Source organism: Acinetobacter entericus (assembly GCF_026168575.1).
GTDB classification, from domain to species: Bacteria; Pseudomonadota; Gammaproteobacteria; order Pseudomonadales; family Moraxellaceae; genus Acinetobacter; species Acinetobacter bouvetii.
In genome coordinates this window covers 189,989-205,282 of record NZ_JAPEQW010000003.1, presented here as the reverse complement: position 1 = coordinate 205,282, position 15,294 = coordinate 189,989, and the positions used below count along the sequence as shown (strand labels likewise).

14 protein-coding genes and 2 tRNA genes are annotated in these 15,294 nt (G+C 45.0%); 6 read left to right on the top strand and 10 right to left on the bottom strand.

Going from position 1 to position 15,294, the window contains the following annotated elements; all coding sequences use genetic code 11:
- Window positions 1-18 precede the first annotated feature (18 nt).
- From hisIE to OKC24_RS03885, 3 genes are all read right to left on the bottom strand, one after another.
- A complete protein-coding gene (gene hisIE, locus OKC24_RS03895) occupies window positions 19-801 on the bottom strand; it encodes a bifunctional phosphoribosyl-AMP cyclohydrolase/phosphoribosyl-ATP diphosphatase HisIE (RefSeq protein WP_130144019.1) in 783 nt (260 codons plus the stop codon).
- 219 nt (window positions 802-1,020) lie between these two features.
- The gene (locus tag OKC24_RS03890; RefSeq protein ID WP_005013241.1) at window positions 1,021-1,908 is read right to left on the bottom strand and encodes an SDR family NAD(P)-dependent oxidoreductase; all 888 of its coding nucleotides are present in this window, start codon (window positions 1,906-1,908) and stop codon (window positions 1,021-1,023) included.
- A gap of 575 nt (window positions 1,909-2,483) precedes the next feature.
- The gene (locus OKC24_RS03885; protein ID WP_130144018.1) at window positions 2,484-3,761 is read right to left on the bottom strand and encodes an O-acetylhomoserine aminocarboxypropyltransferase/cysteine synthase family protein; all 1,278 of its coding nucleotides are present in this window, start codon (window positions 3,759-3,761) and stop codon (window positions 2,484-2,486) included.
- A gap of 331 nt (window positions 3,762-4,092) precedes the next feature.
- On the opposite strand from OKC24_RS03885, the gene ettA reads away from it, so the two are divergent.
- Window positions 4,093-5,754 (top strand): energy-dependent translational throttle protein EttA, encoded by a 1,662-nt coding sequence (gene ettA / locus OKC24_RS03880; RefSeq protein ID WP_004691537.1) that lies wholly within the window; start codon window positions 4,093-4,095, stop codon window positions 5,752-5,754.
- Window positions 5,755-5,807: 53 nt separating this feature from the next.
- Here ettA and OKC24_RS03875 read toward each other — a convergent pair whose 3' ends face one another.
- Complete coding sequence (locus tag OKC24_RS03875; protein WP_130144017.1) at window positions 5,808-6,221, bottom strand: tetratricopeptide repeat protein; 414 nt, start codon at window positions 6,219-6,221, stop codon at window positions 5,808-5,810.
- A 573-nt stretch (window positions 6,222-6,794) separates the two neighbouring features.
- Here OKC24_RS03875 and OKC24_RS03870 point away from each other — a divergent pair.
- The gene (locus OKC24_RS03870; protein ID WP_265464818.1) at window positions 6,795-7,745 is read left to right on the top strand and encodes a cation diffusion facilitator family transporter; all 951 of its coding nucleotides are present in this window, start codon (window positions 6,795-6,797) and stop codon (window positions 7,743-7,745) included.
- 32 nt (window positions 7,746-7,777) lie between these two features.
- On the opposite strand, the gene OKC24_RS03865 is transcribed toward OKC24_RS03870, so the two are convergent.
- From OKC24_RS03865 to OKC24_RS03845, 5 genes are all read right to left on the bottom strand, one after another.
- On the bottom strand, window positions 7,778-8,119 hold the full coding sequence (locus OKC24_RS03865; protein ID WP_130144015.1) for a zinc-ribbon domain-containing protein: 342 nt from the start codon (window positions 8,117-8,119) through the stop codon (window positions 7,778-7,780).
- A gap of 167 nt (window positions 8,120-8,286) precedes the next feature.
- Window positions 8,287-8,362: transfer RNA gene (locus OKC24_RS03860), tRNA-Glu, on the bottom strand.
- Between the two features lie 31 nt (window positions 8,363-8,393).
- A tRNA-Ala gene (locus tag OKC24_RS03855) sits at window positions 8,394-8,469 on the bottom strand.
- Between the two features lie 57 nt (window positions 8,470-8,526).
- On the bottom strand, window positions 8,527-10,035 hold the full coding sequence (gltX, locus tag OKC24_RS03850) for a glutamate--tRNA ligase (RefSeq protein WP_130144014.1): 1,509 nt from the start codon (window positions 10,033-10,035) through the stop codon (window positions 8,527-8,529).
- A 128-nt stretch (window positions 10,036-10,163) separates the two neighbouring features.
- Entirely contained in the window at window positions 10,164-10,463 is a 300-nt protein-coding gene (locus tag OKC24_RS03845) for a hypothetical protein (RefSeq protein WP_130144013.1), read from the bottom strand.
- A 384-nt stretch (window positions 10,464-10,847) separates the two neighbouring features.
- Between OKC24_RS03845 and OKC24_RS03840 the strand changes: the two genes are divergently transcribed.
- Both OKC24_RS03840 and OKC24_RS03835 read left to right on the top strand, forming a co-directional pair.
- Complete coding sequence (locus tag OKC24_RS03840; RefSeq protein WP_130144012.1) at window positions 10,848-11,849, top strand: sulfate ABC transporter substrate-binding protein; 1,002 nt, start codon at window positions 10,848-10,850, stop codon at window positions 11,847-11,849.
- Window positions 11,850-12,091: 242 nt separating this feature from the next.
- Window positions 12,092-13,111: a sulfate ABC transporter substrate-binding protein gene (locus OKC24_RS03835; RefSeq protein ID WP_130144011.1), complete on the top strand. Its 1,020-nt coding sequence runs from the start codon at window positions 12,092-12,094 to the stop codon at window positions 13,109-13,111.
- 168 nt (window positions 13,112-13,279) lie between these two features.
- On the opposite strand, the gene OKC24_RS03830 is transcribed toward OKC24_RS03835, so the two are convergent.
- Window positions 13,280-13,648, bottom strand: a complete 369-nt coding sequence (locus OKC24_RS03830; RefSeq protein ID WP_130144010.1) for a VOC family protein — start codon at window positions 13,646-13,648, stop codon at window positions 13,280-13,282.
- A gap of 384 nt (window positions 13,649-14,032) precedes the next feature.
- On the opposite strand from OKC24_RS03830, the gene rsmH reads away from it, so the two are divergent.
- Window positions 14,033-14,944, top strand: coding sequence for a 16S rRNA (cytosine(1402)-N(4))-methyltransferase RsmH (rsmH, locus tag OKC24_RS03825; RefSeq protein ID WP_130144009.1), 912 nt, complete (start codon window positions 14,033-14,035; stop codon window positions 14,942-14,944).
- An 11-nt stretch (window positions 14,945-14,955) separates the two neighbouring features.
- Entirely contained in the window at window positions 14,956-15,288 is a 333-nt protein-coding gene (gene ftsL / locus OKC24_RS03820) for a cell division protein FtsL (RefSeq protein ID WP_005013222.1), read from the top strand.
- Window positions 15,289-15,294: the final 6 nt, after the last annotated feature.

Genomic DNA, 15,294 nt, shown 5'->3' with positions numbered 1-15,294 from the left:
GGAGGATGCCGTAACGTTTCAGTGAGAGCGGCTGGCTTTTTCAACCAAGCCCGATAAACCTTGACGGCGCGCCAGTTCGTTCAGTACCAATTGCGGTTCAAGGTCAAAGTAGCCCAGCATGACAATGGTATGGAACCATAAATCTGCCACTTCGTAGATCAGGTCGTTTTTGTTGTCTTCATTGGCCTCAGATTTAAAATCTTTCGCTGCAATAATCGTTTCAACGCCTTCTTCGCCGATTTTTTCTAAGATCTTGTTCAGGCCTTTGTGATACAGCTTCGCCACATAAGAGGAGTCTGGATCTGCTTGCTTGCGCTCCGCCATCATCTGGCCGAGGTAGTTTAGAACTTCGACTTGTTCAGACTGGGCATTTGAGGCATTCATTGCCAGCGTGTGCGGGTTTGCAGACTTTTCACCGTAAATTTGGCTCGGGTCTTTCAGCTGCGCGTCGACAGTTTCCCAGCCGGTTACAGTCAATTTGCGGTAGAAGCAAGATTCCCGGCCAGTATGGCAGGCAATGCCGCCGTGCTGTTCAATCTGCAGCACAATCACATCTGCGTCGCAGTCTAGGCGGATTTCATGCACGGTTTGAAAATGGCCGGATTCTTCACCTTTGTGCCACAGTTTTTGACGTGAGCGCGAAAAATACACCGCTTGATTTTTTTCTGCGGTCAGCGCTAAAGCTTCACGGTTCATCCACGCCACCATCAAAATACGGCCAGTTTGATGATGCTGTGCAATAGCAGGCACTAAGCCTTGTTCGTTAAATTTTACTTCATCGAGCCATTGCAGATTGTTCATGTGGATTACACCCAAATTTCGTTCAAATAAATAAATTGCAGTTTCAGCTGCAAGGCATAGTGTACGGCATCCGGCTTGAATAGAGGAACTAAAACTTAAGCAATTTTCGAAAGGCGGCTGCTGTTTGTCGGTTTGCTGCGATTGCTGGGCAGCCCATAAAAAAATAAGCCCAAGGCTGGGCTTATTTAAAAAATCCGTGATGCTTAAATCAGAAGCGGCTTACCAGTGTTCGCCTGGGAATAAGCGGGCATAGGCTTTCTGCACAAAATTCAGCTTTTCCTGTTTGCCCACAGATGCGGATGAGCTTGGGAATAAGTTGTAGCCAATAGACATTAATTTGTTGTTGATGTCTGGCGCTATAGAATAGGTAATTGATGCTAAACGGCCTAAATTGGTCGCCACTTTCTTCGGACGCTTCACAATGGCGTAGGCGATTAAATCTGAAGCCTGTTCAGGAGAAAGTGTCGGCACATATTTATATATTTTCGTCGGCGCAATCATTGGCGTGCGCACCAGCGGCATATAAATAGACGTAATGGCAATTTTATGCGAATGCACTTCGGCAGAAAGGCAGCGGCTGAACGCATCCAGAGCCGCTTTAGATGCGACATAAGCGGAGAAGCGTGTCGCATTCGCCAAAACGCCAATCGAGCTGATATTGATGATATGGCCTTCGCGGCGGATCATCATTTGCGGCAGGATATTCATGACCAGGCGGATGGCGCCGAAATAATTCAGCTGCATGGTGCGTTCAAAGTCATGAAAGCGGTCGGTGGATTCATGGACTGCACGGCGGATAGAGCGGCCCGCATTATTGATGAGGATATCAATATGATCAACAGAGGCCAGAATCTGCTTAGAAACCTCATCAATGGAATCCATATCGTTCAAATCGCACGGGAACACAGAGGCTTGACCGCCTTTGGCTTCAATCTCGGCTTTAACTTCGTCTAATGTTTCTTTGGTGCGGGCGACCAGCAGAACATGTGCGCCGGCATCTGCTAAGCGGTGGGCCGCAGTTAGGCCGATGCCGCTTGATGCGCCGGTAATGAGGACAGTTTTTCCATTCACTTTTTCTTGAAAGAGTTTTTCTAATCTTTGTTTCACGCTTAGTTCCCTGATTTGAATAAATGTGATTCAGTGCATTTGTTTTTATTGCCTGACTGTACTTGCTTCTTTATGAAGTCAGCAGTATTCCATGTGGCTATGATAGCGTATTTAACTTGAAAAGCTATAAATTAACTTATTGAATTTAAAAATAAATTTAGAGTAAAAACTCTATTTTCATCTGCTCTGTTAGTGGATTTTTACCATATAGAAAAAGGAAAGAAAAGCTTTTTTCAGAATTCATTATGCCGATGATTTTTTGAATGATTTTCAGCAAGAAAGGCGTATTGAAATACCCTTGGAAAATGCCTAAAAAAAGGCCTTTTTATTCAATTTTGCCGCTGCTTTTTGATTTTGAGTAAATTCTATTGAGTGGGCGCTCTTGAAAATCATGCGCGCTTTCAAACCGATGGATGCCCTTTAAGGGGGCTCTTCAGTCATGCAGGGCAGGAGCTGACGGTGCATTTTACAGAAGGTAAAGCGCTGGCGGCAGGGGATAAATACAGGCTGATTATTTTAAACTGTTCATAAAAAGAGCCGCATTTCTAAGACTGAAAATGCGGCCCTTTGGGGGATTAAACTTGGGACAAAGCCTGTTCTAGGTCTGCAATCAAATCATCTATATGTTCGATGCCTACAGACAGGCGCACCATATCAATGCTCACTCCCGCAGACTTTAATTCCGCTTCATTCAGCTGACGGTGTGTGGTGGTGGCAGGGTGGCAGGCCAGGCTTTTGGCATCGCCAATATTGACCAGGCGGGTGAAAAGCTGAAGAGCATCAATAAAGCGGGTACCGCCTTCGCGGCCATCTTGTACCCCAAAAGATAAAATTGCGGAAGGCTTTCCTTTAACGTATTTTTGCGCCAACGCATGCTGAGGATGGTTTTTCAGTCCGGCATAGTTGACCCATTTCACTTTAGGATGGGCTTGCAAATATTCTGCGACTTTCTGCGCATTTTCAGTATGGCGTTCCATACGCAGGTTCAGCGTTTCTAAGCCTTGCAGAATCAGGAACACACTTAAAGGACTAATGGCTGCGCCGGTATTGCGTAATGGCACCACGCGGGCACGCGCGATATAAGCTGCTTCGCCTAGAGCTTCGACATAGTTCACGCCGTGATAGCTTGGGTCTGGCGTATTCAGTACTTTAAAGCGCTCAGGATACTTGCCCCAAGGAAATTTGCCGCTGTCGACAATCGCGCCGCCAATCGAGTTGCCATGACCGCCAATATATTTGGTCAGTGAATGCACCACGATGTCAGCGCCATATTCAAAGGGCTTCAGCAGTGCAGGAGTTGCGACGGTATTATCGACCACCACAGGCACGCCATATTCATGTGCGATTTTGGCAATCGCTTCTAGGTCAATGATGTTGCCGAGCGGATTGCCAATCGATTCAACAAAGACCAGCTTGGTTTTTTCATCAATTAAACCGCGCAGAGCTTCAGGGTCTTGATAATCAAAGAAACGCACTTCAATGCCTTGTTTCGGCAGAGTGTGGGCAAACAGGTTATAGCTGCCGCCGTACAAGGTCGACACGGAAGCAATGTTATCGCCTGCTTCGGTAATGGTTTGAATGGCATAAGTAATGGCTGCCATGCCAGAAGCCAAGGCCAACGCGCCAATACCCCCTTCGAGTGCGGCTAAACGCTGTTCCAGCACCGCAGTGGTCGGGTTCATAATTCGGGTATAAATATTGCCTTGGACTTTAAGGTCAAATAAATCCGCACCATGCTGCGTATCGTCAAAAGCATATGAGGTGGTTTGATAAATGGGCACGGCCACAGCCTTAGTGGTGGCTTCTGGGCTGTATCCTGCGTGAATGGCTAAAGTTTCATCTTTATAAGTCATGATTGCGTCATCTAAGTGAGTTATTTATCAAGGCGGTTATTCAATCAGTCTATCATTATTGAATATGAGTAAAAGTGAACATTATAGGAAAGAAAATCTGTTTTATTCATATATGTGATTTTAAAATGCATTAAATCCAATGGATTTAAGTGTGCAATAGCGCGTTGAAAAAATAAACACACCTTTAGTTGTAACAAACTATGGAAGTTGTTCGGCATTTCTTATGTTTTCAGCGCTTTTATCGTATAATGTTCCGATTATTTTTTCGCTCATTTGAGCAGGGGGCGCTTTTTGCTGTCCCCCAATCTGGTTTTCTATTGAGGAGTCCTGCGTGGCCCAATATATTTATACGATGAACCGAGTGTCTAAGATGGTTCCGCCGAAGCGCGAAATCTTAAAAGACATCTCTTTGTCATTTTTCCCGGGTGCAAAAATTGGTGTACTTGGTTTAAACGGTGCAGGTAAATCAACCTTGCTTCGTATTATGGCGGGCGTAGACAAAGATTTCTCTGGTGAAGCGCGTGCGCAGCCCGGTATCAAAATCGGTTACCTAGAACAAGAGCCGCCGCTGGATCCAAATAAAGATGTGCGTGGCAACGTAGAAGATGGTTTACGTGAACCCTTGGATGCTTTGGCGCGTTTGGACGAAGTATTTGCTGAATATGCAGCAGAAGATGCAGACTTTGATGCATTGGCAAAAGAGCAAGAGAAACTTGAAGCGATTATCCATTCATGGGATGCGCATAACCTGAGCAACCAAATGGATCAAGCAGCGGCAGCGTTGAATCTTCCAGCTTGGGATGCAGACGTGACCTTGCTTTCAGGTGGTGAGCGCCGTCGTGTTGCATTGTGCCGTTTGCTTTTATCTAAGCCAGACATGTTGCTTCTAGACGAACCGACGAACCACTTGGATGCAGAATCTGTGTCTTGGTTAGAGCGTTTCTTGAAAGACTTTGCGGGCACTATTGTGGCAATTACGCACGACCGTTATTTCTTGGATAACGTAGCAGAATGGATTCTTGAGCTTGACCGCGGCATGGGTATTCCGTATCAAGGCAACTATTCTTCTTGGTTAGAGCAGAAGAATGCGCGTCTAGAACAAGAGAACAAGCAAGAAGAATCTTTTGCTAAAGCATTGAAGAAAGAGCTTGAATGGGTTCGTTCAAATGCGAAAGGCCAGCAAAAGAAAAATAAAGCGCGTATGGAGCGTTTTGAAGAGCTTAACTCACGCGAATTCCAGCAGCGTAACGAAACTTCTGAAATCTATATTCCACCTGGTCCACGCCTAGGCAATAAAGTCGTAGAAGTGGAAGGCATCAGCAAATCATTTGATGGCCGCGTACTGTACGAAAACCTGAGCTTTACCGTACCGCCTACCGCAATTGTGGGTATCGTGGGTCCAAATGGTGCGGGTAAAACCACACTGTTCCGTATGATGACTGGTGAACAACAGCCGGATACAGGTACGGTGACTTTGGGTGAATCGGTTAAAGTGGCGTATGTGGGTCAGATTCGTGACACTTTAGATAACAACAAAACTGTTTGGGAAGAAGTTTCTGGCGGTTTGGATATCTTAAGAATTGGCGACTATGAAATTGCATCACGTGCTTATATCGGCCGCTTTAACTTTAAAGGTCAAGACCAGCAGAAGCGTGTAGGTGAGTTGTCAGGCGGTGAGCGTAACCGTTTGCAGCTGGCGAAAATCCTGCAAATGGGCGCAAACGTGATCTTGCTGGATGAGCCATCGAACGACTTGGATATCGAAACCTTGCGTGCGCTTGAGGATGCAATTCTTGTATTCCCAGGTACGGTAATGGTGGTGTCGCACGACCGTTGGTTCCTTGACCGTATTGCAACGCATATCTTGTCGTTTGAGAATGAACAGCCTGAATTCTACGAAGGCAACTATGCAGAATACGAAGCCTATCGTTTAGCGCGTTTAGGTGATGCTGCAGTTCAAAAACGTACCAAATACAAGAAAATTGGCGGTTAATTTCCCCGCATAAAAAAACCAGCCTTCGGGCTGGTTTTTTTATTTTGCAGGATTCAGCTGAATACGATTTTTTCATATGCATGGATAAGCGCATTATTTGCAGGGGCATATCCTTGATCGGCTGCTTTTTTCAGCCATAATTCGGCAAGACTGAAATTCCTTTCTAAGCCTAATTCTCCATTGAGATAGCAAATTCCTAATTTATATTGAGCTTCTTTATGCCCTCTTAGGGCGGCATTTAAAAAACTCCAAATTGCATTGCGGAAGTCAATGTTAGAGGGGTCAGTTTGACTATCGGTATGATGCAATAAAAATTCTTGATGGTGTTGAATGGCGAGATGTTCAAAATATTCACCTTGAACATAATTATTGTTGGCTTCCAAAATCAGTGAATGCATTCCTTGCATTTCTTCATTTGAAGAGTGTAACAAAGCAGAACTGATCATTTTTATAACGTATTTGATCATGCTGAACTCCTTTATAAGTGTTACATTTTCTGGCTAGCTGTTGTTTAATTTATAATGCGTAAAGTTATATATCACGTTACTTTTTGTTGAAATTTATAACTGTACTGGTTGAAATTTAACATGAATAAATAGACTAAGTAAGTGACTGAGCAGTTTTTTTTATCACTTAATATTGCGTAAATTCTGATGTTTAGTTGTCATCACGGGTGTTTCTTCAAAAAAATAACAGTTTGAATTAATTTGGATGTAAGCTAATTTTTAAAAGTACGGTATGTTCTTGTTTTGTAATTAACCCCAAACCTGCTGAATGCAGTGTTTCCATTATTGGAGTGCCGTCAAATATGAGGGCCTGAGTTGTGTGCCTTACACGCTAACTCAACTGCGGGTTGCGCTCTTGCTTTTATTCAAGTCAATTTTTTTATCTGAGACTCGGCTAAATTAAAATTCGAATTGACGGCTTCATTAAAATTGAATTTGTATAAATCCTGCAAATAGTTGCCTGAGTGTAATGTTATTACTTATTCAGCTCTTGTTAATCTTAAAGTTAATTATCTGCGAATAAAGTTGACAATAATGAGCCATGATCATGACCATTCACATGCGGCCGTTGCCGAAGGAAATGCTAAAAAGTTAACTTTTGCACTTATTTTAACCTCTATTTTTTTAGTCATAGAAATTATTGCCGGTTTTATGACGCAAAGTTTGGCGCTGCTGTCGGATGCGGCGCATATGTTTACCGATGCCGCTGCGCTGGCGATTGCACTGGCGGCCATCAAGATCGGAAAGCTGCCTGCGGATAATAAGCGCACTTTCGGCTATCAGCGTTTTGAAATTTTAGCAGCGCTGTTTAATGCATCGATGCTGTTTATGGTTGCCATTTACATCTTATTTGAAGCTTATCAGCGTTTCAGCCACCCGCCTGAAATTCAAAGCATGGGTATGATGATTGTCGCGGTTATCGGGCTGGCTATTAATTTAATATCCATGCGGATTTTATTTTCCAGTTCGAAAGACAGCCTAAATGTGAAAGGGGCATATTTGGAGGTGCTGAGCGATGCTTTGGGTTCGGTTGGCGTTATTATTGGCGCGGCAGTGATTTATTTTACCGGCTGGATGTGGGTGGATACTGTTATTGCGGTGCTTATCGGTTTTTGGGTGCTGCCGCGGACATGGATTTTGCTGAAGCAAAGCGTCAATATTTTGCTGGAAGGCGTGCCGGAAGAAATTGATATTGAACAGCTTCGCAAGGATTTATTGAGCTTAAAAGGGGTGGAGAGCATTCATCAGCTGAAAGTTTGGGCCATTACCTCTAAAAATGTGCATTTGACGGTGCATTTTCTGGCGCCGTGTGCCGACCGCAATGCCTTATACCGCGAGGCTTTGGAGCTGTTGAGCCATGAGCACGGCATTACAGAAATAACGCTGCAGATTGAAGATGATGTCTGTGCGGCGCATGAGCATCAGCATGACGCGCAAGCAGTAAAGCATGCTGAACAGCAGCATGCAGAGCCGCATCAGCATTAAACGGTAATACGGCTTTTAGGGGGGGGCTGTGATCAGCTTTCCCATTCGTGATTGCATTCGCGGCATTTCCATTTCTTTTGCGACTGCATGAACGCCTGCATGGAAATTTTAAAATCAGGCAAATCGCGGTAAAATAACAAACCCGCAATCGCGCAGACCATAAACACAGCAACGGTCGCTGCCTGTAAAATGGTGCCGGCGCCATTGCCAAAAAGCCACATGGCAATGCTGATAATGACCAGAAGCAGCAATACAAAAATAGCCGGAATTAAAAAGACTAGGCTTTTAGGCACCACAGGACGCGCTGCTGGCTCACCTGCTTGTGCAACAGGCATGATTTTAGGGCTCTGACATTTTGGGCAGCGGTATTGCATTGCAACTCCATAATTTTAATGTATCGTCTATTTTAATCAGAATGACGAAGAATGCAAAAACACCTGATTAAAACACTTTGGCTGGCTGGGCATTGTTAAACAGCAGGCAATAAAAAACCCAAGTCGCAATGCTTGGGTTTTTTATTAAGATGTCGCCATCTTGAATATGGCGTCCCTACGGGGATTCGAACCCCGGTTACCGCCGTGAAAGGGCGATGTCCTAGGCCTCTAGACGATAGGGACAAGTGAGGCATACACAGGTAAAACGGTTATTTGGTGGAGTCAAGGAGGATCGAACTCCTGACCTCTACAATGCCATTGTAGCGCTCTACCAACTGAGCTATGACCCCAGTCTGTGTGAGCGCTATATTAGGGATATAACACTCACGCGTCAACTAAAAAATCAATTAAGATTCATCAACTGCATCATTTTTCGGCAATTTTAAGCTTTCATTGAGTTTTTCCCATGCTTTTGCTTCTTTTTTGCTCGGACCGCCGACAATTTCGAGGGCATGGCGCAGGCGGGCAAAGGTCAAGTCAGGGCCAATGGTGACCATAGACTGCATGACCGGCGTTGAAGATGTTGAGCCGGCAATCGCAATAAAGAATGCAGGCATGAAGTCGCGCAGCTTTATTTCCATCTGGCTGGCTAAATCCATAAGGGTTTGACTGACGGTGTCATTATTCCACGTAAACAGGCTTTCAAGGCGCCAAATCGCAAACTGCAGGCTTTGACGGACTTGCTCTTCTGAAAGTTTTTTACTTTCAAACTGTTCTTTGCTTAGCGTAGGGAACTGATTGAAATAGAATCCAGCCCAGTTGACCGCTTCAGACAATAAATTGATACGTGGCTGAATCGCAGCAGCGATTTCTTCCAGCGTTTGGCGGTCAGATTTCCAAGCCAGCAGGGTATTCAGCAATTCGGCAGGGGTTAAGCCTTTAATCCACTGACCATTCAGCCAGTTGAGTTTTTCAACATCAAAAATTGGACCGCCGAGTGATACGCGCTTGATGTCAAAATGTTCAATCATTTCCGCCAAAGTGAATTTTTCACTTTCATCCGGCATAGACCAGCCCATGCGGCCTAAGTAGTTCAGCAGCGCTTCTGGCAACACGCCAATGTCTTTGTAGTAGTTGATTGATGTTGGGTTTTTTCGCTTAGAGAGCTTAGATTTGTCTGGGTTGCGAAGCAGCGGCATGTGGCAGAGCACAGGCATGTCCCAGCCGAAGTATTTGTACAGCAGCTGATGTTTCGGCGCAGAGGGAATCCATTCTTCACCGCGGATCACATGCGTAATTTCCATTAAATGGTCATCGACCACGTTTGCCAAATGATAAGTTGGCAAGCCGTCGGTTTTCAGCAGAATCTGCATATCCACTTGCGCCCATGGAATTTCCACTTCGCCGCGCAATAAGTCATCAAATTGACAAATGCCTTCAGTCGGCACTTTCATGCGGATCACATGCGCTTCACCCGCAGCCAGGCGGCGCGCAACTTCTTCTTGAGAAAGCAGTAAGCCGCGGCCGTCGTAGCGCGGTGTTTCGCCGTGCGCCTGCTGTTCTGCACGCATTTGGTCCAATTCTTCTGCAGTTGCAAAACAGTAGAAGGCATGACCCTTTTCAACCAATTCCAATGCATATTGCTTATAAATGCCCATGCGCTCAGATTGACGGTAGGGTGCATGCGGGCCGCCGATATCTGGACCTTCAGACCAGTTTAAGCCTAACCAGCGCAATGAGTCCAAAATCATTTTTTCAGATTCAGGCGTTGAGCGCAGCTGGTCGGTATCCTCAATGCGAAGAATAAACTCACCGCCATGCTGTTTCGCAAAACACAGGTTGAATAAGGCGATATAAGCTGTACCTACGTGCGGAAAACCGGTAGGAGAGGGTGCAATACGGGTGCGGACTGTCATAACTGGATATTATTCAGAATGTAAATTAGGGCTATTATAGCGAAAAAGCCTAATCACTTAATGTTAAATTCAACATTCCGTGATTAGGCTGATACTCAGGCTTCAAATTGGGGGGAGCCGTCAATTCATCAAGAGTTGTTTTGCAGGAACAGCGACTGTACAAAGCGGGTAAAGCTTTTGTTTTGAGAAGCAAAGAAATTTTGTGTCGGCGCTGATTTAAGCGCAGTTAAAACTTTTAAATTGTCATCGGACTGCTGTTTGCCTTCCGCTTTCTGCTGATTCAGCGCTTTTTCAATGGGCGATTTTTTTTCAGCCGGAATGGGCGCTTTGCTGTTTACCGTTTTGCTGATGGCAGCGGCATGTCCAGCCTGAACGGCCAATGTCAGTCCTAAGCTTAAGCATAAAGCGTGAATTAAAGGTGATCTCATTTTAAACTTCCCCCATGAGCTGATCTAGGAACCATTGTAATTGGCTTTTCTTAATATTAGTACCGCAGTACTGCGATTCAACCATCTTTAGCATCGAAAAGCAGAGCGGAGTCAATTTTTTACAAAAAGACAAATAATCTTCGCTGTAAAGATACCAAATTGGTGAGGTTTATCCTTGCCTACCTGTATTTGTAACAAACAACTATGGAGATAACGTGGAGAAAAGCCTGACCGCAGCTGATTTAGCAAAAAAAGCGCAAATAACAGCAGTATTTTGGATATATTTTAAACAGAAATAAAAGTGATTTAATAATATAAACAGCTGATTGTTCGTACTATTTTTTATTTATATAGTGCATTTAATCAAATAAATGAGCAAATGGCATGAAAAAAATAATCGCGGCGGGAGTTTTGGCTTTTTTAGCAGGCGCGGGCGCGCAAGTGTATGCGGCCAAAGATTTTTTGAATGTGTCTTATGATCCGACCCGTGAATTTTACCAAGAGTATAATCAGGAATTTGGCGCCTACTGGAAAAAGCGCACCGGTCAAGAGGTGAATTTCAAGCAGTCGCATGGCGGTTCCGGCAAGCAGGCGCGCGCTGTAGCGACAGGCCTGCAGGCAGACGTCGTGACCTTGGCCTTGGCCAATGATATTGATGAAATTGTAAATACGGGGCAGATTGATAAAAACTGGCAAAAAGAATTCCCCAATAACTCTGCGCCTTATACCTCAACCATTGTATTTCTGGTGCGCAAAGGCAATCCCAAACAGATTAAAGATTGGAATGACCTGACGAGACAGGGTGTTGAAATCATCACGCCGAACCCGAAAACGGGCGGGGCGCCGCGCTGGATTTACTTATCTGCATGGGGCTACGCGCTGAAACAGCCAGGCGGCAATGATGCCAAGGCCAAAGAGCTGGTACGAAAACTCTATGGCAATGTCAAAGTATTGGATTCAGGCGCTCGCGGCTCGCTGACGACTTTTGCTGAACGCGGCATTGGCGATGTGCTGCTGTCTTGGGAAAATGAAGCGCTGCTGGCGACTCAAGGCTTAGGTAAGGATAAGTTTGATGTGATTTATCCCTCTGTTTCAATTTTGGCGGAACCGTCTGTCGCGATTGTGGATAAAACAGTTGATAAAAATGGCAACCGCAATTTGGCCAAAGGCTATTTGAATTATCTTTATTCCCCTCGTGGGCAGGAGCTGGCAGCGAAGTATTATTTCCGCCCGCGCGACAGCAAAGCGGCAGCGAAATATGCAGCGCAATTCCCGAAAGTGAAGACGTTTACCATCGATAAAGTCTTTGGCGGCTGGGCTAAAGCGCAGCAAGCCCATTTTGTGAATGGCGCGATTTTTGATCAAATTTACAGTGAGAAGAATTAAGGCATTCACACTTTAAAGAAAAGTTAAAAAATGGATAGTCTTGGTTATCCATTTTTTATATATCTAAAGAATAAAATGGTATATATAGTGAATAAGTAAAGTGTTTTGATTTTTTATCATCTAAAACAAAGAATTAAATAACAGCACCATCCCTGTATTTGATAGCCCAGCGTCTGAATGCATTGAAGTTAATAATTTTATTTCATATATTTAGCACTATTAACGATATTTTTTGTACGGCTATGAAAATTCAATTAAAAGCTTTATTCAGCGCAGCTTTGCTGTCTGCCGGTTTTGCACTCAGCGCGGGCTCAGCACAGGCAGCGGACCGTGAATTCCTGAATGTCTCCTATGATGCGACCCGTGAATTTTATGATGACTTCAATAAATCATTTGGCGCATATTGGAAAGAGCGTACAGGCAACACTGTAAATTTCAAACAGTCGCATGGCGGTTCAGGCAAGCAGGCGCGGTCAGTGGTTGATGGTTTAAAAGGCGATGTAGTGACATTGGCCTTAGCCAATGACATCGAAGAAATTGTGAAATCGGGTCAAATTCAGCCCGGCTGGCAAAAAGAATTCCCCCATAATTCTGCACCTTATACCTCAACCATTGTCTTTATGGTGCGCAAAGGCAACCCGAAACACATTAAGGATTGGTCTGATCTGACGAAACCGGGTGTACAGATTATTACGCCAAATCCGAAAACAGGCGGCTTGCCGCGCTGGGTATACCTGTCTGCGTGGGGTTATGCGCTGAAGCAGCCGGGCGGCAATGATGCCAAAGCCAAAGACTTCGTCGGTAAAATGTACCGCAATGTCAAGGTTATGGATTCTGCAGCCCGCGCATCGATGACGACTTTTGCTGAACGCGGCATTGGCGATGTATTGCTGACTTGGGAAAATGAAGCTTTAGTGACCCAGAAAACACTGGGCAAAGGCAAGTTTGATATTGTTTATCCTTCAATTTCAATCTTAACAGAGCCTTCTGTAGCGATTGTTGACAAAACCGTGGAAAAAAACGGCAATAAATGGCTGGCCAAAGGCTATATCAACTATTTATATTCGCCTCTAGGCCAGGACATGGCGGCACGTCACTTCTACCGTCCGCGCAATGCTGAAGTTTTAGCGAAATATAAATCGCAATTCCCGCCTTTGAAGACCTTTACCATTGATGAAGTGTTTGGCGGCTGGGCCAAAGCGCAGCAAACCCATTTTGTGAATGGCGCGGTCTTTGATCAGATTTATAGCTCAAAACGCTGATTGAAAGCATTGGATTCGCATGCTGCAAGGTTTGTAAGGTGACGTTTCAGTTTTTTCAAAGCCAATCAGCGGATTGGCTTTTTTACATCTGACTTTTTTAAATTTGAATGGTTTTAAAGCGCTTTAAACAGACCATATCTTATGGCCAATGCTGCGGTTTGCGCAGTATCAGGAATCTTCTGACCATATGCCAAGTTCATAGCCGTCCACGTCTTTAAAATGAAAGCGGCGCCCGCCCGGAAAACGGAAGATCTCCTGCGTGATTGTTCCGCCAGCCATTTGAACCGCCTGCAAACTTTCCTGCAGATTGGCGCTATAAAGGATCACCAGCGCGCCGCCGTGCGGCTGCACATCATGAGACTGGCTGAATCCGCCTTTGAGCTGTCCTGAATCAAACTCGCAGTATTCGCTGCCGAAATCGGTGAATATCCATCCGAGCTGCGCATAAAAGGCTTTGCTGGATGGAATGCTGGCGACATTGAATTCAATGTAGTTGATTGGATTGCTGCTGTTTGCTGGGTGCGGAGACTCTTGCATATGGGGACTGTCCAAATGTTAAGCTTCAATTTTTTAAATTAGCACGGAAAAGGGATGGATGCCAAAACATGGATCAAAGGCCTGAGAGCGGATGCGTAAAGCGCTTGAAATTTAAAAAACTTTATTGCGTCTGCAAATTGAATGCGCTTTACAGCCGCCGCTGATGCCTAAGAACTGTTAAAGGATAAAAAGTGTTATGATTTTAATCAGTTGCGCTGGTTAAGCTGCAGCAGGAATTGGAATGGCGCATTTATTCGGCAGGATCTCAGCTGAAAAACGGTTTTCCCCATGAAAAGTAATATTTTCCTACAAAAAGACGTTTGGAGCTTTAATAAAACAAGGTAATAATGTGCAGTTACTTTTTTACGTGCTGAAACCATCTATATGTCGCATATTTCTGTATTACTTCATGAAACCGTTGATGCTTTGCTTGCAGGGCGGAGTACAGGAATTTATATAGACGGTACTTTTGGACGTGGAGGCCATACCCGTTTATTATTGTCGAAATTGGATGAAAATTCACATGTTTATGCCTTCGACAAAGACCCGCAAGCGCTAGAAACAGCGGCAGTTCTGGCGGCGGAAGATCCGCGCTTTACCATCATTCATGCCAGCTTTGCAGATATGCAGCAGGAAATGGCGGCGCGCGGCATTGAAACAGTTGATGGCGTCATGGCGGATTTAGGCGTGTCATCGCCGCAGCTGGATCAGGCAGAGCGTGGCTTCAGCTTTATGAAAGACGGCCCGCTGGATATGCGCATGGACAATTCACAAGGGCCGACAGCAGCGCAGTGGCTGGTGGATATTGCCGAAGAAGATCTGGCCAATATCATTTTCAAATACGGTGAAGAGCGCTACAGCCGCCGCATTGCCAAAGCCATTAAAAATGCAGGCTATATTGAAACCACAGGGCAGCTGGCGGAAATTGTTAAAGTGGCGCATCCGAAGTGGGAAAAAAATAAACACGCGGCAACCCGCACATTTCAGGCGATCCGTATTGCCATTAATAAAGAATTAGATGATATTGAAGCTTTCCTGCCTCAAGCAGTAAATGTATTAAAACCTGAAGCGATTTTGGCGGTCATCAGTTTCCATTCATTGGAAGACCGCCTGATTAAGCAGTTTATTCAAAAAGAATCGACCTTGGCCGAAGATACGGGCTGGGGCATGCCTCAGGAACGGGAAGATACCCGCCGTTTGAAAAAAATTGCCCGCGTCCGCGCCAGTGATGAAGAAGTTAAAGCGAATCCGCGTTCACGCAGCGCCTGGCTTCGTGTGGCAGAGCGTTTAGCTTAATAAGGCGAATAATGAAAACTGAAGCAATAGAAAAAATAGCGGATAATTTAAAGCTGAAAAAAGCGGTTGCCTATGCCATTTTACTGGCTTTGGTCTTTTTGAGCGCTGTATTTGTGGTGTTTCAAGTTTTTGAATACCGTCAGGATTACCGTAAGCTCAGCACGTATATGCGTGAGCGGGATGATTTAAATGCAGAATGGGGCCGGCTGCTGATTGAACAGCAGACTTTCGGCGCGACCGCGCAAATTGGCACGCGGGCTGTGACGCAACTGCGGATGTACTCTCCGCCAGTGGCGCAAACCGTTGTTATCTCTTTACCGCAGACTTCAGACGAGAAAAAATAAGGCTAG